20 protein-coding genes and 2 pseudogenes are annotated in these 20,099 nt (G+C 65.3%); 17 read left to right on the top strand and 5 right to left on the bottom strand.

What is annotated here, in order from left to right; genetic code table 11:
• Positions 1–55: 55 nt before the first annotated feature.
• The 4 genes and pseudogenes from dacB to hpt all read left to right on the top strand — a co-directional run bounded on the left by dacB (position 56) and on the right by hpt (position 4,088).
• The gene (dacB, locus tag MSIMFI_RS08205) at positions 56–1,444 is read left to right on the top strand and encodes a D-alanyl-D-alanine carboxypeptidase/D-alanyl-D-alanine endopeptidase (RefSeq protein WP_191496834.1); all 1,389 of its coding nucleotides are present in this window, start codon (positions 56–58) and stop codon (positions 1,442–1,444) included.
• The gene (locus MSIMFI_RS08210) at positions 1,441–2,502 is read left to right on the top strand and encodes a zinc-dependent metalloprotease (RefSeq protein WP_224770116.1); all 1,062 of its coding nucleotides are present in this window, start codon (positions 1,441–1,443) and stop codon (positions 2,500–2,502) included. Before dacB ends, MSIMFI_RS08210 begins: the two co-directional genes overlap by 4 nt.
• Positions 2,481–3,473 (top strand): tRNA lysidine(34) synthetase TilS, encoded by a 993-nt coding sequence (gene tilS / locus MSIMFI_RS08215; protein WP_191496836.1) that lies wholly within the window; start codon positions 2,481–2,483, stop codon positions 3,471–3,473. Before MSIMFI_RS08210 ends, tilS begins: the two co-directional genes overlap by 22 nt.
• Positions 3,470–4,088: pseudogene (hpt, locus tag MSIMFI_RS08220) on the top strand (hypoxanthine phosphoribosyltransferase). Before tilS ends, hpt begins: the two are co-directional and overlap by 4 nt.
• Positions 4,089–4,157: 69 nt before the next feature.
• Here the strand turns inward: hpt and MSIMFI_RS08225 are convergent.
• The gene (locus MSIMFI_RS08225) at positions 4,158–4,904 is read right to left on the bottom strand and encodes an SIMPL domain-containing protein (protein WP_186245070.1); all 747 of its coding nucleotides are present in this window, start codon (positions 4,902–4,904) and stop codon (positions 4,158–4,160) included.
• Between the two features lie 713 nt (positions 4,905–5,617).
• Between MSIMFI_RS08225 and MSIMFI_RS08230 the strand changes: the two genes are divergently transcribed.
• The 4 genes from MSIMFI_RS08230 to MSIMFI_RS08245 are packed head-to-tail and all read left to right on the top strand — an operon-like array spanning position 5,618 to position 7,845.
• Positions 5,618–5,917: a PE family protein gene (locus tag MSIMFI_RS08230; protein WP_191496837.1), complete on the top strand. Its 300-nt coding sequence runs from the start codon at positions 5,618–5,620 to the stop codon at positions 5,915–5,917.
• A 13-nt stretch (positions 5,918–5,930) separates the two neighbouring features.
• A complete protein-coding gene (locus MSIMFI_RS08235; protein ID WP_313958257.1) occupies positions 5,931–7,178 on the top strand; it encodes a PPE family protein in 1,248 nt (415 codons plus the stop codon).
• A 48-nt stretch (positions 7,179–7,226) separates the two neighbouring features.
• The gene (locus MSIMFI_RS08240; protein ID WP_085251874.1) at positions 7,227–7,523 is read left to right on the top strand and encodes a WXG100 family type VII secretion target; all 297 of its coding nucleotides are present in this window, start codon (positions 7,227–7,229) and stop codon (positions 7,521–7,523) included.
• A gap of 37 nt (positions 7,524–7,560) precedes the next feature.
• On the top strand, positions 7,561–7,845 hold the full coding sequence (locus tag MSIMFI_RS08245; protein ID WP_085251873.1) for a WXG100 family type VII secretion target: 285 nt from the start codon (positions 7,561–7,563) through the stop codon (positions 7,843–7,845).
• A 17-nt stretch (positions 7,846–7,862) separates the two neighbouring features.
• On the opposite strand, the gene MSIMFI_RS08250 is transcribed toward MSIMFI_RS08245, so the two are convergent.
• Genes MSIMFI_RS08250 through MSIMFI_RS08265 form a run of 4 tightly spaced genes read right to left on the bottom strand, consistent with a single transcriptional unit; the run spans position 7,863 to position 12,643 of the window.
• A complete protein-coding gene (locus MSIMFI_RS08250; RefSeq protein ID WP_191496838.1) occupies positions 7,863–9,446 on the bottom strand; it encodes an HNH endonuclease signature motif containing protein in 1,584 nt (527 codons plus the stop codon).
• A gap of 31 nt (positions 9,447–9,477) precedes the next feature.
• Positions 9,478–10,491: a zinc-binding dehydrogenase gene (locus MSIMFI_RS08255; RefSeq protein ID WP_191496839.1), complete on the bottom strand. Its 1,014-nt coding sequence runs from the start codon at positions 10,489–10,491 to the stop codon at positions 9,478–9,480.
• Entirely contained in the window at positions 10,491–11,678 is a 1,188-nt protein-coding gene (locus MSIMFI_RS08260; RefSeq protein ID WP_191496840.1) for an LLM class flavin-dependent oxidoreductase, read from the bottom strand. Before MSIMFI_RS08260 ends, MSIMFI_RS08255 begins: the two co-directional genes overlap by 1 nt.
• Positions 11,678–12,643, bottom strand: a complete 966-nt coding sequence (locus MSIMFI_RS08265) for an alpha/beta fold hydrolase (protein ID WP_191496841.1) — start codon at positions 12,641–12,643, stop codon at positions 11,678–11,680. The genes MSIMFI_RS08260 and MSIMFI_RS08265 overlap by 1 nt, the downstream gene beginning before the upstream one ends.
• Positions 12,644–12,727: 84 nt before the next feature.
• On the opposite strand from MSIMFI_RS08265, the gene MSIMFI_RS08270 reads away from it, so the two are divergent.
• From MSIMFI_RS08270 to MSIMFI_RS08310, 9 genes and pseudogenes are all read left to right on the top strand, one after another.
• Positions 12,728–13,141, top strand: coding sequence for a VOC family protein (locus MSIMFI_RS08270; protein ID WP_191496842.1), 414 nt, complete (start codon positions 12,728–12,730; stop codon positions 13,139–13,141).
• 177 nt (positions 13,142–13,318) lie between these two features.
• Complete coding sequence (locus MSIMFI_RS08275; protein WP_449870736.1) at positions 13,319–13,771, top strand: MFS transporter; 453 nt, start codon at positions 13,319–13,321, stop codon at positions 13,769–13,771.
• Between the two features lie 278 nt (positions 13,772–14,049).
• Positions 14,050–16,293, top strand: a complete 2,244-nt coding sequence (gene ftsH / locus MSIMFI_RS08280) for an ATP-dependent zinc metalloprotease FtsH (protein ID WP_186245062.1) — start codon at positions 14,050–14,052, stop codon at positions 16,291–16,293.
• 15 nt (positions 16,294–16,308) lie between these two features.
• The gene (folE, locus tag MSIMFI_RS08285; RefSeq protein WP_191496843.1) at positions 16,309–16,917 is read left to right on the top strand and encodes a GTP cyclohydrolase I FolE; all 609 of its coding nucleotides are present in this window, start codon (positions 16,309–16,311) and stop codon (positions 16,915–16,917) included.
• Positions 16,914–17,756 (top strand): dihydropteroate synthase, encoded by an 843-nt coding sequence (gene folP / locus MSIMFI_RS08290; protein WP_191496844.1) that lies wholly within the window; start codon positions 16,914–16,916, stop codon positions 17,754–17,756. Before folE ends, folP begins: the two co-directional genes overlap by 4 nt.
• Complete coding sequence (gene folB, locus MSIMFI_RS08295; protein WP_186245059.1) at positions 17,749–18,147, top strand: dihydroneopterin aldolase; 399 nt, start codon at positions 17,749–17,751, stop codon at positions 18,145–18,147. The genes folP and folB overlap by 8 nt, the downstream gene beginning before the upstream one ends.
• Complete coding sequence (gene folK, locus MSIMFI_RS08300) at positions 18,147–18,671, top strand: 2-amino-4-hydroxy-6-hydroxymethyldihydropteridine diphosphokinase (RefSeq protein ID WP_191496845.1); 525 nt, start codon at positions 18,147–18,149, stop codon at positions 18,669–18,671. Before folB ends, folK begins: the two co-directional genes overlap by 1 nt.
• Positions 18,671–19,147 carry a DUF3180 domain-containing protein gene (locus MSIMFI_RS08305; protein ID WP_191496846.1) on the top strand — a complete coding sequence of 159 codons (477 nt, stop codon included), beginning with the start codon at positions 18,671–18,673 and terminating at the stop codon, positions 19,145–19,147. Before folK ends, MSIMFI_RS08305 begins: the two co-directional genes overlap by 1 nt.
• A gap of 84 nt (positions 19,148–19,231) precedes the next feature.
• A pseudogene (locus MSIMFI_RS08310) lies at positions 19,232–20,099 on the top strand (DUF6779 domain-containing protein); the annotation flags it as partial.

Genomic DNA, 20,099 nt, shown 5'->3' on the forward strand with positions numbered 1-20,099 from the left:
GTCGCACTGCGTCATGGCTGGTTCGGCAGAATGGGGCGAGACAGGCAGGAGAATCATGGGGCCCAAACGTTGGCGTAAGTCCACCCAGGTGTTGATCGGGGTGGCTGTGCTGGCGTTTGTCGCCGTCCTGGTGGCGGCCGCGGCGTTCTTCACCACCGGAGGTCACGGATCCAGCGGGGCGCGGTCGCCCGTTCCGCCGCCGCGGCCTCCCACAGTCAAAGCCGGAGTGACCCCAGTGGCCGACACCGCCGTCACCCCGAGTGCCGCCGGTGTGGCGGCAGCACTGGCTGCAGTCGCGGCCGATCCCAATTTGGGCAAGTTGGGGGGCCGGATCACCGATGCCCTGACCGGCGACGAACTCTGGCGTCAGCTAGATGACCTGCCGTTGATACCGGCGTCGACGAACAAGGTTCTGACGGCAGCGGCGGCGCTGCTGACCTTGGACCGTCAGGCGCGAATTAGCACGCGTGTGGTGGCCAGTAGCCATGCCGCTCAGGAAGCCGTGGTGCTGGTGGGCGCCGGGGATCCGACGCTGTCCGCGGCACCACCCGGCCAGGACACCTGGTATCGGGGTGCGGCGCGCATCAGCGACCTCGTCGAACAGATTCGTCGCAGCGGCGTGACACCGACGGCGGTGCAGGTGGACATTTCGGCGTTCAGTGGTCCGACGATGGCGCAGGGCTGGGACCCCGCCGACGTGGACAACGGTGATATCGCACCGATCGAGGCCGCGATGATCGATGCCGGGCGTATCCAGCCGACGACCGTCAACTCCAGAAGGTCACGCACCCCGGCGCTGGATGCCGGGCGCGAGCTGGCCAAAGCCCTTGGACTCGACCCCGCAGCGGTGACGATTGCTACGGCGCCGACGGGTGCACGGCAACTCGCGGTGGTTCAGTCGGCGCCATTGATCCAACGGCTGTCCCAGATGATGAACGCCTCCGACAACGTGATGGCCGAGTGCATCGGCCGCGAGGTGGCCGCCGCCATCAACCGGCCGCAGAGCTTTACCGGAGCGGTCGACGCGGTCACCAACCGGTTGAACACGGTGCACGTCGACACCGCCGGCGCCGCGCTCGTCGATTCCAGCGGTTTGTCGGTGGACAACCGTCTGACCGCCCGCACCCTGGATGGCACGATGCAGGCCGCCGCGGGACCCGATCAACCGACATTGCGACCCCTGTTGGACCTGCTTCCAATCGCCGGGGGTAGCGGCACGCTGGGCGAACGCTTCCTGGACCGATCCACCGACCAGGGTCCCGCCGGTTGGCTGCGGGCCAAGACCGGATCCTTGACCGCCATCAACTCGTTGGTGGGAGTGCTCACCGACAGCAGCGGGCGGGTGCTCACCTTCGCGTTCATCTCCAACGAGGCCGGGCCGAACGGCCGCAACGCGATGGACGCGCTGGCCACCAAGCTGTGGTTCTGCGGGTGCGCGACGTGACCGCTAGGTCGGATCGGGGGACAGATCTGACCCTTGGCAACACCGTCGATTGGCGATTTGCAGCCACGGTCGGGGAGAGGCTGGCCCGGCCGGGTCCGCCGTCCACGGAATACACGCGCCGCCAGGTGATCGATGAATTGCTGGCCGCGGCGGCGAAAGCTGAACCGCCTGTGCGCGACATCACCGGTCTGGTGACCGACGATGTGGTGCCGCCGGCGCGCGTCGTGGACCGGCCGGCGTGGATACGGGCCGCCGCCGAATCAATGCGGGCGATGACGAATGGCAGCGAAAAGCCGCGCGGGTTTTTCACCGGACGGATCACCGGTGCGCAGACGGGTGCGGTGCTGGCGTTCGTGGCCTCGGGCATCCTCGGTCAGTACGACCCGTTCGGTCCGGCCGAAGAGGGCTGCTTGTTGCTGGTGTATCCCAACGTCATTGCCGTCGAGCGGCAACTGAAGGTCGACCCGTCCGACTTCCGGCTGTGGGTGTGCCTGCATGAGGTCACCCACCGGGTACAGTTCACGGCCAACCCCTGGATCGCCGGATACATGGCGGACTCGCTGGCGCTCTTGACCCGCGAACCCGCCGACGACCTAGGGCAGGTGGTGAGCCGGCTTGCGGACTTTGTCCGAACCCGCGGCTCCGGTGATGGCGATGACTACGCCCCGTCCGGGATCTTGGGCCTGGTGCGCGCCGTGCAGTCGGAACCGCAACGCGAAGCCCTTGATCGGCTCTTGGTGTTGGGCACGCTGCTCGAGGGCCACGCCGAACATGTGATGGATGCGGTTGGCCCGGTGGTGGTGCCGTCGGTGGCCACGATCCGCCGCCGCTTCGACGAACGTCGCCAGCGCAAGCAACCACCGCTGCAGCGATTGCTGCGCGCGCTGTTGGGCTTCGACGCCAAGCTCAGCCAGTACACCCGCGGCAAGGCGTTCGTCGATGACGTGGTGGACCGGGTCGGGATGAAGCGGTTCAACACGATCTGGTCGGGCCCGACGACATTGCCCTTGCCCGCCGAGATCGAGAACCCGCAGCGATGGATCGACCGGGTGCTGTAGAGCAGCTACGCACGGTCGTCGAGAGGTTCTTGCGGACCTACCTCGGGGCAGCCAATCGATGGTGTGTGGGGCTCTCCGGTGGCCCGGACTCGTTGGCGCTTACCGCGGTCGCGGCGCAGCTGTTGCCTACCACCGCGCTGATCGTGGACCATGGCCTGCAGTCCGGTTCGGACGTCGTCGCCGAAACCGCGCGGACGCAAGCCCTCTCGCTGGGATGTGTTGACGCACAAGTGCTTTGCGTTGAGGTGGGTACCGCAACCGGGTCGGGCGGCCCGGAGGCGGCGGCGCGCACCGCTCGCTACGCCGCCCTGGGCGCTCGCCGTGACGGCCCGGTGCTGTTGGCTCACACTTTGGATGATCAAGCCGAGACGGTGTTGCTCGGGCTTGGCCGCGGTTCGGGGGCTCGGTCGATCGCCGGCATGCGGCCGTACGATCCGCCGTGGTGTCGGCCATTACTGGGGGTGCGACGCAGCGTGACGCATGGGGCGTGCCGGGAGCTGGGCCTGAGCCCGTGGCAGGACCCGCACAACACCGATCGCCGCTTCACCCGAACGCGGTTGCGCACCGAAGTGTTGCCACTGTTGGAGGACGTGCTGGGCGGAGGCGTCGCCGAGGCGCTGGCCCGCACCGCGACGGCGTTGCGGGAGGACACCGAACTGATCGACGCGATGGCCGCTGAGGCGTTTTCCGAGGCGCTCACCGGGGCTTCGGCGGGGTCCGGTTTGAGTGTCGAGGTGTTGACCGAGCTGCCGGACCCGGTGCGTCGCAGGGTAATTCGCGGCTGGCTCTTGGCCGGCGGCGCGACCGGGCTGACCGATAAGCAGATCCGAGGCGTGGACACGCTGGTCACCGCCTGGCGCGGCCAGGGTGGGGTGGCGGTTGGTTCTACCTTGCGTGGTCAGCGATTGATCGCCGGGCGACGTGACGGCCTACTGACTTTGTGGAGTGAGCCCGTGTCCAAGTCGATTTGACGCCTGCGTTGGTTTTTCGGCTGGCGACATGGCTACGCTGTGGGCGTGACGGAGGAGCTGTACCCGGGGGATATCAAGTCGGTGTTGCTCACCAAGGAGCAGATCCAGGCCCGCATCGCCGAGCTCGGTGACCAAATCGGCACCGACTACCGGGACTTACCCGCTACCACCGGCCAGGACCTGCTGTTGATCACGGTGCTGAAGGGTGCCGTGCTGTTCGTAACCGACCTGGCGCGCGCAATTCCATTGCCGACCCAGTTCGAATTCATGGCGGTGAGCTCATATGGATCTTCGACATCGTCGTCGGGGGTGGTGCGCATCCTTAAGGACCTTGACCGCGACATCAACGGTCGCGATGTGCTGATCGTCGAGGACGTCGTTGACTCGGGACTGACGCTCTCCTGGCTGTCGCGGAACCTGAGCACCCGGCGTCCGCGTTCCTTGCGGGTGTGCACGCTGCTGCGCAAGCCAGATGCGTTGGGCGCCAACGTCGACATCGCCTACGTGGGCTTCGACATTCCGAACGACTTCGTGGTGGGTTACGGCCTGGACTACGACGAGCGGTACCGCGACCTGCCGTATATCGGGACGCTGGACCCCCGGGTCTATCAGTAGCGGCCGTAGCGCGCCAGTGGCGAGCGCAAGCGCGGCGAAGCTGGGCGCAGCGGGTCGCCACCATCAAACCTAGGTCAGCTCCCAGATCACCGTCACCGAAAAACTCACGGTCTGCTGGCCGGGTTCCAATGGCACAGTGGAAGCGCGCGGTGACGGCGCCGCCGGCCCGCCCTCTGACGGCGCGTGGCCGACTCCCTCCGAGATGGAAAGCACCTTGCCAAGGTTGAGGCCCGATAGCTGCGCGTACTCTTGGGCGCGGTTCTTGGCATCCTCGAAGGCACGGGTCTGCGCGTCCTTCACCAGCTTCGAGTCGTCGGCGATCGAGTACCTGACCGATCTGATCCGGGTCGCGTCACCGCCGCTGCTGACGATGAGGTCTAGGAGCCGCGACGCGGCATCGGTCGGGTGGATCTTGACCGCGATGGCGTTTTCGGCGCGGTAGCTGGTGATGGTGGCGGTGGCACCGGGCTCGGGAGTGTTGTACTGCGGCTGCAGGGTGACCTCGGTGGTGCGGATGTCCTTGCGGTCCTGTCCCGCACCTACCAGCGCGTTGATGACGGCTTGCTGGCGGTCGTTGGTCTGGTTCATCGCGCTGGTGACGTCGCCCGCGGTGAACTCGATGGCGACGTCGGCGGTCAGGGTGTCCGGAGCACCCTGCACCTGCGCCGATCCGAATACGGTCACCTGACGTGGATTTGCGCCGGATGGCGTCGCGTTGTGCGAATCGCACGCCGACAGCGAGGCCGTGGCGAACAGGGCGGCGGTCAATGCAATCGACTTGCGGACAAATCCCGGGACACGTTGTGCGATCGGCATGACTGGCACCCTAGCGTTTCCGGTTCATCGCACGATCGGACGGCTGATATGCTGTGGCGACATACTTCGTTCACCTGATGTTCGAACTCAATCGTCGGGTTGGCGAGTCTAGTAAACGTAGGCCAGCAAAGGTCTAGCGTCGGCTGGTGCTTACCCTATTTCAGGTCCGCCACAGGTCGATTTCACCAAATTCGCCAAATTCGCCAAATTCGCCATCCTCGCCGTATTCCGCCCGGCGGTAGTGCGGTGCGCTTGCCCAGCCACCCTGGGCCTTTAGTCAGGCCTACGGAATCGGTTACGGCTCAATGTAATTGGTTCGTTATGTGCGGAAATTCGTTGTTATGAAATGCCTTTCGAACGTCAGCTGCGGGTATGAACGGATCTTGCTGACCTACTTGGGAAGCTCGACGTGGACTGCGTCTGGTGCCGGGATTGCGCATTCTAACGCTTGTTGGCGCGAATCCCCGAAATTCATATAGAACTCAAATCATATTTGATTCAAATATGACTCATACAAAAATTCAAAATATGCAGGTAATCACCTGCAGCAAATGAATTGTTATTTACTCGGCAGTGAACAGGCTGTGCGGAACCTGTGTTGTTCCTACCTGGCTGTCCTAACCTGTCGTCTGATCTGCTTCAGGGATGAGCGACGTCGATGTCGCCGCCACTGAAACTTGCTAATTCAAGCACAGACTGAGGGAGGAATGTTCATGTCGATCATGCTCGCGGAGCCAGATATGTTGGCCGCGACTGCCGGCGAGCTGCAGTCCATCAACGTGGCAGTGCGCGCGGGAAATGCCGCGGCGGCACTGCCGACGACCGGTGTGGTTCCCGCCGCATCTGATTTGGTGTCGCTGCTGACCGCGACGCAATTTGTCACGCACGCAAAGCTGTATCAGCAGATCAGCGCCCAGGCGGCGGCCGTCCAAGAGCAGTTGGCGACGACGCTGGGCATCAGTGCGGGTTCGTATGCGGTCACCGAGGCCGCCAACGCCAGCACAATCGGCTAGGAGAGCAAGGCTGATGTTGGATTTTGCGGCTTTGCCGCCGGAGATCAACTCTGCGCTGATGTATGCCGGACCCGGCTCGGGGCCGATGCTGACCGCCGCGACGGCCTGGGAGGTGCTGTCCGCAGAGCTACAAACTGTGGCGTCTTCCTATGACGCACTTGTCACTGGCCTGACTGACGGGCCATGGCAGGGACCATCCGCGGCGGCGATGGCGGCCGCCGCCGCGCCCCAAGTGGCGTGGTTAGTGGACACCGCCGCGCAAGCCGAACAGGCCGGCAGCCAAGCCGTGGCGGCGGCGAGTGCTTATGAGGCGGCTTTTCTCGCGACGGTGCCACCGGCGGAGGTCGCGGCCAACAGGGCGTTATTGATGGCGTTGCTAGCGACGAACTTCCTCGGTCAGAACACCGCCGCAATCGCGGCCACCGAGGCGCAATACGCCGAGATGTGGGCCCAGGATGCGGCCGCGATGTACGGCTATGCGGGTGCATCGGCGCAGGCGTCGATGTTGACGCCGTTCAGCCCGGCGGCGGCCACCGTCGACCCGGCTGGGGTCGCCGGCCAAGCCGCCTCGGTCGCCCAAGCTGTGAATAGCGCGGCAGCCGCGCAGGGACTTGACGCCGTTCCCAATGCACTGCTCGGGCTCGCGGGGATGACGAATACTGCGCCCGTGCTCACCGACCCGATGTCTGTGCTGGGCTTGACCGCGACCGCTTGGAACGAGAACGGTGACGGCATCATCCTCGATGGAATACTTGGCGACCTGGCGGAGGGCTTTACCGGCTCGGCGGAGCTGGATGCCAGCACCGCCATGGACACGTTTGCTCAGTGGGTTTCTCCCGCGCGGCTCATGGTCACCCAGATGAAGGACTACTTCGGTCTCGCACACGACCTGCCGAAGTGGGCCAGCGAGGGCGCCGAAGCCGCCGCCAAGGCCGCCAAGGACTTGCCAGCCGCCCTTCCATCCATCCTTCCGAATGCGGGTGGTCTCGGTGGGATTGCGGCAGCCGCCGGCAACGCGGCCAAAGTTGGGGCTTTCTCGGCGCCGGCATCCTGGGCCGGTTCAGCCCCGGCTGCAACGCCCATCAACGTTGCCCTCAACGGTCTCGGGGCAGGGGCGGCCGCTGAACCCGCTGCAAGTGCGTTCGGCGGGTTGCCGGTGGTGCCGGGCTCCGGAGTCGGGCGCGGCCTAGCCGCCCACTTTGCCGCACCCCGATACGGTTTCAAGCCCACCATCATGCCGCAGCCGCCAGCCGGCGGATAACGGCCCGGTCATCAACAATTCGATTCGACGATTCTAAGGAGCATTGAAATGACTACACGGTTTATGACCGACCCACATGCGATGCGGGACATGGCGGGCCGCTTTGAGATGCACGCCCAGACCGTCGAGGACGAGGCTCGCCGGATGTGGGCGTCCTCGCAGAACATCTCCGGCGCTGGCTGGAGCGGCCTTGCCGAGGCGACCTCATTGGACACCATGGGTCAGATGAACACCGCTTTCCGCAACATCGTCAACATGCTGCACGGGGTGCGCGATGGGCTGATTCGCGACGCCAACAACTACGAGCAGCAAGAGCAGGCTTCGCAGCAGATCCTCAGCAGCTGAACAGATCACCCATATTTCAGACAGGAGAACACCTGAAATGACGATCAACTATCAATTCGGCGATGTCGACGCCCACGGCGCCACCATCCGCGCGCAGGCTGCGTCGCTGGAAGCCGAGCATCAGGCCATCGTTCGCGATGTGCTTGCGGCTGGCGACTTTTGGGGTGGCGCCGGTTCGGTGGCGTGCCAGGAGTTCATCACTCAGTTGGGCCGCAACTTCCAGGTGATCTACGAGCAGGCCAACGCCCACGGCCAGAAGGTGCAGACCGCCGGCAGCAACATGGCGCAAACCGACAGCGCGGTTGGGTCCAGCTGGGCCTGACCACGCGCGCGTCTACGTCAGAAAGGCGGGTCGTCGGGAAGGGGTTCCGGCATTGGCTTGTCGGGTGTCCAGTCCGGTGGGAGTTCTTCTGGCTCCCGGGGATCGTTGACCCAGGTACAGAACGGGCTGGTGCTCGGTGTGCCCTTGAACAGGAACAGCATGTCGCGCATGTGATTGCGGAACCGACGATCCGCGATCTCTTGTTTACGGGCGCCCTCTAGCCAGCGTCGATACTCATTGATGGGGCGCTGCTCGCGGTTGTGCTTGCGCGCCCGCGCGATTCGGCTGGCGCGCTGCTGCGAGCGGCTGCGCCGATTGGGTATCGGCGGCGCGCATGGCGATCTTCGAACCGGCCCGAACAGGTCCGCCCCGGCCGGCGACGTCCGATAGGTTCGCCCGCTGGGCGAGGTCCAGATCACTGTGCCATCGGCGCACTGTTCATCGCGCCACCCACCGAACGTTTTCAGCCGATGATGTTGTCTACAAAGACATTTCAGATTTACCAGCACGGTCAGCCCACCAGCGGCCGGGTCGGCGTGGTTAAACGGAATCGTATGATCCAGATCGCAGCCCATCGCCGGGCGGCCACACCCGGGAAACCGACACGTCAGATCCCGACACCGCACCGCCCGCTCCAAGGCCACCGACGGCTGATACCGCAACGCCGCCACCGGGCTGGTATAAGGATCGATGACATGCAGGGCCGCGGTGGCCACCAAGTCGCGAACCTGCTCGGCATCGATGACCCCATAGCCCTCCACATATCCGGGCTGCGCGCTGGTGCCATACACCGTCTGCTCGCTGGCCACCACATTGATCACCACCCGCACCCCACGAGAATTGCGCTCGGTCGCGGTTGCGTTCGGACACCCCGGCTGCCCGCAGCCACACGCCAGGCCGCGGCCCTCGGTCAACGCGGCCACCGCATCGGCGCGACGCTGATCCATCGTGCGCGGATCACCTGCACACACCTGTGACGCCAGCTGCGAGAGCCGCCGGTCAAACGCCGTGGCCGCAGTCGCGGGCACCGTGCCATACACCTCGGCCATCCCATTGCCCAACGCGTTGACACCGATATGGCGATCCGCCTCGGCGGTGGCTTGGCGCTCCCGGGCCGCATCGGGATCGACAATGCGCACCGCGGCATCGACAGCGTTGATGATCCGCTGGCGTGACCAGCCCTGCCAGGTGCCGATCCGTGCGGCCAGCGACTCATCCAACTGGGCGATCAGTCGTTCATCGACCAGTTCGGTGCGCCCGATAATCAAGCGCACGGTGCGCCAATCGGTGCGTCCCGCCGCCAACAATGCCGCGAGGTGGGGCAGGCGCACATCCAGTGTCTCGGCGTATAACACCAGATAGCTAGCTGCCAGCGGCGACAGATTCATCGCCGCAGCGACCTCGGCTTTGGTTTGGTCGAACCCATCGATGCCGGCATACCCATCTCGCTGCTCGGCCCGCTCGGCGGCGGCGCGCCGATTCCGCAGCAACGCCGCGACCGCCGCCATCCGTTGTGCCACCAGCATCGACTCCTGCCGGTGCGTGGACTCAACCACCCCGATCAGTGTGGCGGAATCCATCTCTTGCAGCCCGTCGAACATAATTTCGATACTAGTCGGCGGGTACGACAGGCTATGGAGTGACCAGAATCTTGCAATGCCGCTCGGGGTCGCCCAGGTCGTCAAATGCAGCACCGACTCCGTCGAGCCCGACTTCCCCGGTGATCAGCGGGCTGACGTCGGTCTCGCCTTCGGCGATTGCGCGCAGCGAATCGGCGAACTCCTCCGGGGTGTAGGCGAGTACGAATTGCACGTTGATCTCTTTGGCGACCGCGAAGACCGGATGCATGGTGTCGGGTTGCATGCCCACTCCGGCGACGACCAGCCGTGTGCCCGGCCGTGCCCGCGACAACACGTCGTTGATAATTCCCGGCACTCCCACCGCCTCGAAAACCACCGCGGGTTTGGCGGTGTCGAACGGCGACCCCTGCGCGGGATCGAGGACCTGATGTGCGCCCATCGCGGTGGCCAATTCGCGCCGCTTTGGCGAAAAGTCAGCTGCCACAATGGTTTCAACACCACTCCTGCGGAGCGCGGCGATTATCGCGATGCCAATTGGACCGCAACCGATCACGAGAGCGGTCTCGCCGGGCTGGATGTTCGACTTGTTCACAGCGTGTAGCCCCACTGCCATCGGTTCGGTCAGCGCGGCATGTTTGAGGTCAAGGCCATTGGGGATGGGAATCAGGAGCGGGGCCGACAGCAGCATCCGTTCGGCGTAGCCGCCAATGGTGGTGTTGCTGTAGACGATCGGCTCGACGCCCTTGTCGGACAACAGCACTGGCAACGACGTGACCAACGTTCCCGCGGGATAGGTTTCGGTGTCGGGTCCGGCTTCCAGGATTTCGGCACTGAATTCGTGACCCATGAAGATGTCGCGGTCGAGGTCGACGCCCATGCCGCCGCCACCACGTGTCATCTGAGCGGTCAGCGCCAGCACCTCAGCGCCGTGCGCGGCGAAATGCAGGTCCGAGCCGCATATTCCACACGACCGCACCGCCACCAGCACCTGGCCCGGTCCGGGGACCGGATCGGGCACGTCATCCCGGTAGACCATGCGCCCGTCGCGCAGCACCGAAGCACGCATTAGCCGCTCTCCCTCTCGTGCTCGGACACATGTTCGGTGATCGCCTTTACTACGGCTTGACCGGCGCGGCCGATCAGTTCATCGCGCTTACCCCTGGCCCAGTCGTGTGATGCCCGCGGCGCTTCGAGTTGTCTCTTGAAATGCGGAATCACCTTGCGGGCGAACAGATCATAGGAATGGAAAGTCGCTTGGGGTGACGCCCAGTCATGGCCGAGCAGCAACAGCGTCCCGAAACCGCCCGAGCGATCCAACAGGTCTTCAATGTGTGCGATCGCGTCGTCGGGAGTGCCGATGCAACAATTTCCCTTTGCCGCATACTCTTCGACAAACTCTTGGGGTGACTGCGTCCCTTCCACGGTGTTGGCCAGCGGGACAAACCCTGCCGCGCCAAAGTATTTCGAGAAATCGAGCAAGCCGTAGGTGCAATCGTCGACAGCCTGGTCGCGGCTGTCCGCCAAGTGCATGATCGAAAGCACGCGCCAATTGGCGCGATCGGGCTCGTCCCGGCCGACTTTGGCGGCCTGCTCGCGCACCACGTCCCAGGTGTTCTCCAGTGCCGCGTAGCCGCCCGGAACCGACATCGACAGCGACAGCAGCGACGTACCCAGCGTACCGGCCAGTCGCGGACCAGACGGTGAAATCATTGCGGCAGTGGATATCTCGGGGTACGGCCAGGTGTACGGACGGATGTGCAACTGCGCGTTGCGCAAGGTGAACCAATCGGAGTGACGGTCGATACGTTCGTCTGGCGCGGCGCGGAAGAGGGCGAGGATCGCCTCAAGGGATTCCTGCATCATCCGTCGCTGATCGATCGGATCGATGCCCATCATGTAGGCATCCGACGGCAGCGCCCCGGGTCCGGTGCCGAACATGACCCGCCCGCGGGTCAGATGATCCAGCAGAACCCAGCGATCGGCCACCATCAGCGGATGGTGGTAGGGCAGCGACACCACGCCAGTACCCAGCCGGATGTGCTTGGTCCGCTCCGCCGCGGCTGCGATGAATACTTCCGGGCACGCGATCAATTCGTAGCCGCCGGAGTGGTGTTCGCCGAACCACGCTTCGTCGTATCCCAGCCGATCGAGCGCGACAACCCGCTCCATGTCGTATTCCAGTGCCACCGTTGGCGATTGGCCCGTCGGATGAAAAGGCGTGATAAAAACGCCGAAACGCATAGGTGCGCTCATCACCACTCCACCGTCCGAAGGAACTCCAAAAGGGCCGTATTCACGTCGTCGGGCCGCTCCTGCTGCAGCCAGTGTCCGGCGCCGTCGATCATCACTTCGCGGTACGGGCCGGTGATCCCTTCCGACGCCCGGTCGCGGCGGGTGAAGGTCAGTACGGGATCGGCCGTCCCGCCGATGAACAAACACGGCACAGAGATTGTGGCGCCGTTGAGTTCGGCCGTGGTTTCCCAGTTGCGATCGAAATTGCGATACCAGTTCAGGCCGCCGGTAAAACCCGTTCGAGTGAACTCGCTTATGTAATGGTCGAGCTCGTCCTGGCTGATCCAGCCCGGCAGCCCGGGCGGTTCCGGAAGCCGATCGACGAAGCCTTCCGGGCCCGGTGCGAGCATCCGCAGTGCCGCGCTTTGGTCCCCGGGCAGCTGCAGGCCGCCGATCATCCGGCGCATCGTGCGGGCCGGATCTCGGTTGAGTTCGGCGTCGGCGACACCCGGTTCCTGGAAATAGAGGATGTAGAAGAAGTTCTCCCCGAATCTGTCCCGGAGCGCCTGCGTCGGTGGCGTCCGCGGGCGGGGCACCACCGGCACGCTCAACGCAGCCACTCCGGCAACCCGGTCCGGATGCAACAGCGGCGCATTCCACACCACGATGGCGCCCCAATCGTGGCCCCCCCAGACCGCGCGCTCGGCGCCGACGTCGTCGAGCAAGCCGACCATGTCGGCGGTCACCTCGTGAATGTTGTATGCCTCGATCGCCTGGGGACAAGACGACCCGCCATAGCCGCGCTGATCGGGAGCCAGCACGTGGTAGCCGGCTTCGGCCAGGGCCGGAATCTGGTGTCGCCATGAATAGGCGAGTTCAGGAAAGCCGTGGGCCAGTATCACCACCGGGGCGCCGCGGTCCCCGGCCTCGATCACGCGCAGCTGCAAACCGTTGGTGTCTATCAACCGCTCGGTAGCCAAACCCATGGTCTCACCAAATCACAACGGCACCGGACTGAGAAGGGCTTAGCAAGTAGATATCGCGGGCGAAGCCGCGCATCATGTTGACCCATGCGGCTTGACCACATCGTGCTCTGGACAAAGGATCCGCGCGCGGCAATGGACTTCTACACGAGGGTCGTCGGGTTGACGCCGGTGCGATTCGAAGAGTTCGAGGCCGGAGAAGCGCCGTTCCCGAGCGTGCGGGTGAGCGCGGAATCCATCATCGACTTGATGCCAGCCGAGGGTGCTGGCCCTACCGAGTCGATGACGAAAGTCGCGGGCAGCGCCGGCCATCGCGTAAATCATGTCTGTTTGGCAATGTCGAAATCCGAATACGACGAACTCGATCAGCGTCTGCAGCAAGCAGGCGTGGACACCAGTGCCCGGCTCAACCATTCCTTCGGGGCGCAAGGATGGGCGCCGCAGGGTTACTACTTCGTTGATCCGGACGGCAATGTGGTCGAAGCCCGCTACTACGAGTAACTACGCCCGCAAGGCGGTATTCGTCTCGGCGATCGGATTTGGCCTGGATGGCTTCGACCTACTGATCATCAGCTTTGCCCTCCCCGGGATCATCGTCAGTTTCCACTTGTCCGCGGTGAGAGCCGGCTGGTTCTCGTTTGGCTGCCGCACTACCTGTCGGAAAGCCTTGGCCTGGGACTGACGAAAGGTTCGTTGTGGACCGCGGTGACGGTGTTGGGAATGATCGTCGGGATTCTGGCCTTTGGGCAGCTCGCTGATCGGTTCGGTCGCCGTCCGGCGTTGTGGCTGTATCAGGCCGGTGCGGCGGGTTCGGTGCTGGTGTATAGCCAGCTCACCGAGCCCACTGCACTGCTCGCCGGCGGGTTCGTGGTCGGGGCGTTTGCCAATGGCATGGTCGGCGGGTTGGGCGCCCTGCTTGCCGAGCTGTATCCGACCGCGGTCCGCGCTACGGCCCAGAACCTGTTGTTCAACCTTGGCCGTGGAATTGGCGGACTGGCGCCGGTGGTGATCGCCACCCTGGCCACTAGCCATGGATTCCAGTTCGCGTTGGCGCTGCTGCCGATCATCTACGTCATTGAAGCAGCCGTGGTGCGTCTGATCCCCGAACGACGGGGGGCAATGCTGAGCTAACCGCGGGCGGCCGTCTTGTGTTGTTTGCCGTCTTCCGGATCTATTAGGAACGGTCGGTCGTTGGTCTAGCGAGACGGTGGCGACCCGCTGCGCCCGGGCTCGGCGGATGGTGGCGACCCGCTGCGCCCGGGCTCGGCGGGATGGTGGCGGCCCGCTGCGCTCCGGCTCCGCCGGAGCTTGCGATCGCCACTTCCCGGGCTGGCGATCGCCACGGGCGGTAGCCTTGGTTTTCCAGCTGCGTATATACGGAAGGACCTGGCCGGCACGGCCGATGATCGATGAACCGGAAAAACTTGATCCGCACCATAACGGCGATTGCTGTTGTGGTGTTGCTCGGCTGGTCATTCTTCTACTTCAGTGACGACACCCGCGGTTACAAGCCCGTCGACACCTCGGTGGCGATGGCTCAGATCAACAGCGACAACGTCAAGAGCGCGCAGATCGATGACCGCGAACAACAGTTGCGGCTGACCCTGAAGAAGGGCAACAACGAAACCGACAATTCCGACAAGGTCATCACCAAGTACCCCACCGGGTACGCCGTCGACCTGTTCAACGCTCTCAATGCCAAGAACGCAAAGGTCAGCACCGTCGTCAACGAAGGCAGCATCCTGGGCGAGCTGCTGGTCTACGTGTTGCCGCTGCTGTTGCTGGTCGGCCTATTCGTGATGTTCTCCCGCATGCAGGGCGGCGCCCGGATGGGCTTCGGATTCGGCAAATCGCGCGCCAAACAGCTCTCCAAGGACATGCCCAAGACCACGTTCGCCGACGTCGCGGGCGTCGACGAGGCGGTCGAGGAGCTCTACGAGATCAAGGACTTCCTGCAGAACCCCAGCAGGTACCAGGCACTGGGGGCCAAGATCCCCAAAGGCGTGCTGCTCTATGGGCCGCCAGGGACCGGCAAGACGCTGCTTGCACGCGCCGTGGCGGGCGAGGCCGGCGTGCCGTTCTTCACCATTTCCGGTTCCGACTTCGTCGAGATGTTCGTCGGCGTCGGTGCCTCGCGGGTGCGGGACCTGTTCGAGCAGGCCAAGCAGAACAGCCCGTGCATCATCTTCGTCGACGAGATCGACGCGGTTGGCCGCCAGCGCGGCGCCGGTCTGGGCGGTGGCCATGACGAGCGCGAGCAGACGCTCAACCAGTTGCTGGTCGAGATGGATGGTTTCGGCGATCGCGCGGGCGTCATCCTGATCGCGGCCACCAACCGGCCCGACATCCTGGACCCCGCGCTGTTACGGCCGGGCCGCTTCGACCGACAGATCCCGGTGTCCAACCCCGACCTGGCCGGTCGCCGGGCCGTCTTAAGGGTGCACTCCAAGGGAAAGCCGATCGCCCCGGACGCCGACCTGGACGGTCTGGCCAAGCGGACCGTCGGCATGACCGGCGCGGACCTGGCCAACGTGATCAACGAAGCGGCGCTGCTGACCGCCCGGGAAAACGGCACGGTTATCACGGGTCCCGCGTTGGAGGAGGCGGTCGATCGGGTCATTGGCGGCCCGCGCCGCAAGGGCCGGATCATCAGCGAGCACGAGAAGAAGATCACCGCCTATCACGAGGGTGGGCACACCCTGGCCGCGTGGGCGATGCCAGATATCGACCCCGTCTACAAGGTGACGATCCTCGCGAGAGGACGCACGGGCGGCCACGCGGTCGCCGTGCCGGAAGAAGACAAGGGCCTACGAACCCGCTCGGAGATGATCGCCCAGCTGGTGTTCGCGATGGGTGGCCGCGCCGCGGAGGAATTGGTTTTCCGTGAGCCCACGACTGGCGCGGTGTCAGACATCGAGCAGGCCACCAAAACCGCGCGCGCGATGGTCACCGAATTCGGCATGAGTTCCAAGCTGGGCGCCGTCAAATACGGCACCGAGCACGGCGACCCGTTCCTCGGCCGCACCATGGGCACCCAACCGGACTACTCGCACGAGGTCGCCCGCGACATCGACGACGAGATCCGCAAGCTCATCGAGGCGGCACACACCGAGGCGTGGGAGATTCTCACCGAATACCGCGATGTGCTCGACACCCTGGCCGGCGAGCTGCTGGAAAAAGAAACCCTGCACCGACCCGAGCTGGAAAGCATCTTCGCCGACGTCGAAAAGCGGCCTCGGCTCACCATGTTCGACGACTTCGGCGGCCGGATCCCGTCGGACAAGCCGCCCATCAAGACGCCCGGCGAGCTGGCGATCGAGCGCGGCGAACCGTGGCCCCAGCCGATCCCGGAGCCGGCGTTCAAGGCGGCTATCGCACGCGCAACCCAGGCGGCCGAGGCGGCCGAAGCCGAAGCCGGCCTGGCCGGGCGCGGCGCCAACGGTTCGCACAGTGGCAGCCACGCGCCCACCCAGCCTGACTACGGCGCCCCGGCCGGCTGGCGCGCGCCCGGATGGCCACCACCGTCGTCCAATCGCCCTCAGCCCGCGCCCTATCCGGCTTATCCTCCTGATCAAGCCGGGCCGGATGCCGATGAGTCTCCCGAGCCGTCGGACAAGGGTGTCAGTCGGTCGAATCCGCCGGCGCACGGTTGACGAACGGAGGCTTCGATGACGCAGCTAGATTCCCGGGAAGCAGCCAAGCGGGTGCGGACCTTCAACCAGCCGCGTGCCGAAGCCGCCATTCGCGAGTTGCTGCTTGCGATTGGCGAAGACCCGGACCGGGATGGATTGCGCGACACTCCGGCCCGCGTTGCCCGCGCCTATCGAGAGATATTCGCCGGGCTCTACACCGACCCCAGCACGGTGCTGAGCACGATGTTCGACGAGGATCACAACGAGCTGGTGATCGTCAAGGAAATACCGCTGTACTCCACATGCGAGCACCATCTGGTGTCGTTCCACGGCGTGGCCCATGTCGGCTACATCCCTAATGCGGACGGCCGGGTGACGGGGCTGTCGAAGATCGCGCGGCTGGTTGACCTGTACGCCAAGCGACCGCAGGTGCAGGAACGGCTCACCAGCCAGATCGCCGACGCCCTGGTAGAGCGGCTCGAACCGCGCGGGGTCATCGTGGTAGTTGAGGCCGAGCATTTGTGCATGGCGATGCGCGGCGTGCGCAAGCCCGGTGCGATCACGACGACGTCGGCAGTGCGGGGCCAGTTCAAGACCGATGCCGCCTCTCGAGCCGAAGCGCTCGATCTGATTCTGCGTAAGTGAATCCGGCGCCCGTGCAGGTTGTGGGGGTACTGAACGTCACTGACGACTCGTTTTCGGATGGTGGACGGTATCTCAAGCCTGAAGGTGCGGTGCAGCATGGTCGGGCATTGGCCGCACAAGGCGCGGGCGTTATCGACGTCGGGGGGGAGTCGACTCGGCCCGGTGCCACTCGCGTAGACCCGGGCGTGGAGACGTCGCGCGTGGTACCTGTCGTCAAAGAGCTTGTGGCACAAGGTATTACCGTCAGCATTGACACAATGCACGCCCATGTCGCACGGGCGGCGCTCGAAAACGGTGCCCAGATCGTCAACGATGTGTCCGGTGGACGCGCCGATCCGGCGATGGCGCCACTGGTGGCGGAAGCCGGTGTGCGGTGGGTTTTGATGCACTGGCGGCCGGTGTCGGCGGACAACCCGCATGAGGTTCCGGACTACCAAGATGTGGTTGCCGAAGTGCGCGCCGATCTCCTCGCCAGCGTCGATGCCGCGGTGGCAGCGGGTGTCGATCCGGCAAGGCTGGTGATCGATCCGGGGCTTGGATTCGCCAAGTCCGGGCAACACAATTGGGCGCTCCTGCACGCCTTGCCCGAGTTGGTGGCCACCGGGGTCCCGGTGCTCCTGGGAGCCTCGCGCAAACGCTTCCTCGGTGCCCTGTTAGCCGGACCGGACGGCAAGGCGCGACCGCCTGACGGCCGTGAGACGGCGACGGCGGTGATTTCCGCGCTGGCGGCTCTGCACGGGGCATGGGGTGTGCGCGTACACGACGTGAGGGCCTCGGTCGATGCCCTCAAGGTCGTCGAAGCCTGGCAGCGCGGCGAAGGGACTGGACCCGATGGCTGACCGAATCGAATTGCGCGGCTTGACTGTTCATGGCAATCACGGCGTCTACGACCACGAGCGGGTCAGCGGGCAGCGCTTCGTCGTCGATATCACCTTGTGGATCGACCTGGCCGATGCGGCCAAGAGCGACGAGCTGGCCGACACCTACGACTACGCCGAGTTGGCCACGCGTGCGGCCGAGATCGTCGCGGGACCTCCGCGGAAGCTGATCGAAACGGTCGGGGCCGAGATCGCCGACCACGTGATGGGCGACGAGCGTGTCCATGCCGTCGAGGTGGTGGTGCACAAGCCACAGGCTGCCATCCCGCAGATATTTGCCGATGTGGCCGTGGTGACCCGGCGGTCGCGCCGCGGCGGTCGAGGTTCGATCATCCCCGCGAGCGAGGTGTGATGAGCCGCGCGGTGCTGTCCATCGGCTCCAACCTGGGTGACCGCTTGGCCCGGCTGCGGTCGGCAGTCGATGCGATGGGCGACGTGGTTGCGGCCTCTGGCGTGTACGAGTCGGATCCTTGGGGCGACGTCGAGCAGGGGCCGTTCCTCAATGCGGTTCTCATTGCCGACGATCCGGCTTGCGACGCGGATGGCTGGTTGCGTCGAGCCCAGGAGGCGGAGCGGTCGGCGGGTCGGGTGCGCGGCAAACGTTGGGGCCCGCGCACACTCGACGTGGATCTGATTGCCTGCTACCAGACGGGGCCGGACGGGCCCATCGAAATCCTGTCCAACGACCCCAACCTGACGCTGCCACACCCGCGAGCCCATTTGCGGGCGTTCGTGATGATCCCCTGGCTGGCGATCGATCCCGACGCACAGCTAACGGTCGGCGGCCGGGCCCGCCCGGTTGCCGAGCTGCTGGCCGAACTGGAGCCGGCCGAGCGGGAGAGTGTGCGGTTGTCCCCTCTGGTGTTGCAAAGCTGATGGGACCGACCAGAAAACGGGACCTTACGGCCGCGGTGATCTGCGCTGCGGTGGTGGGTTACCTGCTGGTCGGGGTGTTGTATCGGTGGTTTCCACCACTCACGGTGTGGACGGGTCTGTCGCTGCTCGCGGTGGCTATTGCCGAGGGACTATGGGGGCGCTTCGTGCGGGCAAAGATCAACGACGGCGAGATCGGGGACGGGCCTGGATGGCTACACCCGCTCGCGGTGGCGCGCAGCCTGGTGGTCGCCAAGGCGTCGGCGTGGGTGGGTGCGCTGGTGCTGGGTTGGTGGATCGGGGTGCTGGTGTACTTCCTACCGCGGCTGTCCTGGCAGCGAGCGGTCGCCGAGGACACCACAGGCGCGGTGGTGGCTGCCGTCAGCGCGCTGGCTTTGGTGGTTGCTGCGCTGTGGTTGCAACATTGCTGCAAATCTCCCCAAGATCCGACCGAGCACGGTGAAGGCGCGGAAACCTAGCCGGCTTGGGCTGGTGGAAACTCGGCGCGAGAATCGCCGGACTGGCGCGACACGCGGAGTGACCTCGCCCGGTACAGTCAGGCCATGACCGTTCTGTCCCGCGGCGCCCGGGTCCGGCGCGGCGGCCGCAGGCCGGGGTGGGTGCTCTTGACGACGTTGCTGGTCCTCGCAATCGGGGCCAGCTCCGCATTAGTTTTCACCAATCGCGTGGAACTGCTCAAGCTCGCTGTGATCCTGGCGCTGTGGGCCGCAGTCGCCGGCGCATTCGTGTCGGTGCTATACCGCCGGCAAGCCGAGGCCGACCAGGCCCGCGCGCGCGATCTGAAGCTTGTCTACGACCTTCAATTGGATCGCGAAATTTCGGCCCGACGCGAGTACGAGCTAACTGTGGAGTCTCAGCTGCGCCGCGAGCTGGCCTCCGAGCTACGCGGCGCCGCCGCGGACGAGGTGGCGGCGCTGCGGGCGGAGCTGTCCGCGTTGCGGACCAGCCTGGAGATCTTGTTCGACGCAGACCTGCAGCACCGTCCAGCGCTGGAGCACGTGGCCCCGTTCGGGGCCCAGATCGGCGCCAGGGTTGGGGCCCAAAGCGGCGAAAGCCCACCCGCCGACTGGGTGTCCAGCGATCGCGTCAGGGTGGTCCGCGAGGAGGACGCCACCAACCGCTCCGACGCCGACGAAACCGCGATCATCGATGTGCCGGAGGAACCACTGCTGCCGCCACGGCAACCGGCACCCGCCGGGGAGCGGGCGCGCGCGCAGTACGAGGCGCCGTCACCGCAACCCGATCCCCTGTACCAGCCGCACCACGCGCCCCCGCCCGTGCCGCCACCACCAGCACCGCCTCCGCAGCCTGGGCCGTCGCAGTGGCAGCCCGTTGCCGCTGACGGACAGTGGCTGCCGCCTGGAACACCTGGCAGCAACTGGGCGTCCGCGGAAGCCGACGCCGTCGCCC

The organism is Mycobacterium simulans (assembly GCF_900232995.1).
Classification (GTDB): domain Bacteria; phylum Actinomycetota; class Actinomycetes; order Mycobacteriales; family Mycobacteriaceae; genus Mycobacterium; species Mycobacterium simulans.

What these genes read in the sequence shown, in the direction of transcription:
- dacB (WP_191496834.1), top strand. Translation starts at nt 56, where the DNA reads ATGGGGCCCAAACGTTGGCGTAAGTCCACCCAGGTGTTGATCGGGGTG.
- tilS (WP_191496836.1), top strand. Translation starts at nt 2,481, where the DNA reads ATGGATCGACCGGGTGCTGTAGAGCAGCTACGCACGGTCGTCGAGAGG.
- MSIMFI_RS08225 (WP_186245070.1), bottom strand. Translation starts at nt 4,904, where the DNA reads ATGCCGATCGCACAACGTGTCCCGGGATTTGTCCGCAAGTCGATTGCA.
- MSIMFI_RS08230 (WP_191496837.1), top strand. Translation starts at nt 5,618, where the DNA reads ATGTCGATCATGCTCGCGGAGCCAGATATGTTGGCCGCGACTGCCGGC.
- MSIMFI_RS08235 (WP_313958257.1), top strand. Translation starts at nt 5,931, where the DNA reads ATGTTGGATTTTGCGGCTTTGCCGCCGGAGATCAACTCTGCGCTGATG.
- MSIMFI_RS08240 (WP_085251874.1), top strand. Translation starts at nt 7,227, where the DNA reads ATGACTACACGGTTTATGACCGACCCACATGCGATGCGGGACATGGCG.
- MSIMFI_RS08245 (WP_085251873.1), top strand. Translation starts at nt 7,561, where the DNA reads ATGACGATCAACTATCAATTCGGCGATGTCGACGCCCACGGCGCCACC.
- MSIMFI_RS08250 (WP_191496838.1), bottom strand. Translation starts at nt 9,446, where the DNA reads ATGTTCGACGGGCTGCAAGAGATGGATTCCGCCACACTGATCGGGGTG.
- MSIMFI_RS08255 (WP_191496839.1), bottom strand. Translation starts at nt 10,491, where the DNA reads ATGCGTGCTTCGGTGCTGCGCGACGGGCGCATGGTCTACCGGGATGAC.
- MSIMFI_RS08260 (WP_191496840.1), bottom strand. Translation starts at nt 11,678, where the DNA reads ATGAGCGCACCTATGCGTTTCGGCGTTTTTATCACGCCTTTTCATCCG.
- MSIMFI_RS08265 (WP_191496841.1), bottom strand. Translation starts at nt 12,643, where the DNA reads ATGGGTTTGGCTACCGAGCGGTTGATAGACACCAACGGTTTGCAGCTG.
- MSIMFI_RS08270 (WP_191496842.1), top strand. Translation starts at nt 12,728, where the DNA reads ATGCGGCTTGACCACATCGTGCTCTGGACAAAGGATCCGCGCGCGGCA.
- ftsH (WP_186245062.1), top strand. Translation starts at nt 14,050, where the DNA reads ATGAACCGGAAAAACTTGATCCGCACCATAACGGCGATTGCTGTTGTG.
- folE (WP_191496843.1), top strand. Translation starts at nt 16,309, where the DNA reads ATGACGCAGCTAGATTCCCGGGAAGCAGCCAAGCGGGTGCGGACCTTC.
- folB (WP_186245059.1), top strand. Translation starts at nt 17,749, where the DNA reads ATGGCTGACCGAATCGAATTGCGCGGCTTGACTGTTCATGGCAATCAC.
- folK (WP_191496845.1), top strand. Translation starts at nt 18,147, where the DNA reads ATGAGCCGCGCGGTGCTGTCCATCGGCTCCAACCTGGGTGACCGCTTG.
- MSIMFI_RS08305 (WP_191496846.1), top strand. Translation starts at nt 18,671, where the DNA reads ATGGGACCGACCAGAAAACGGGACCTTACGGCCGCGGTGATCTGCGCT.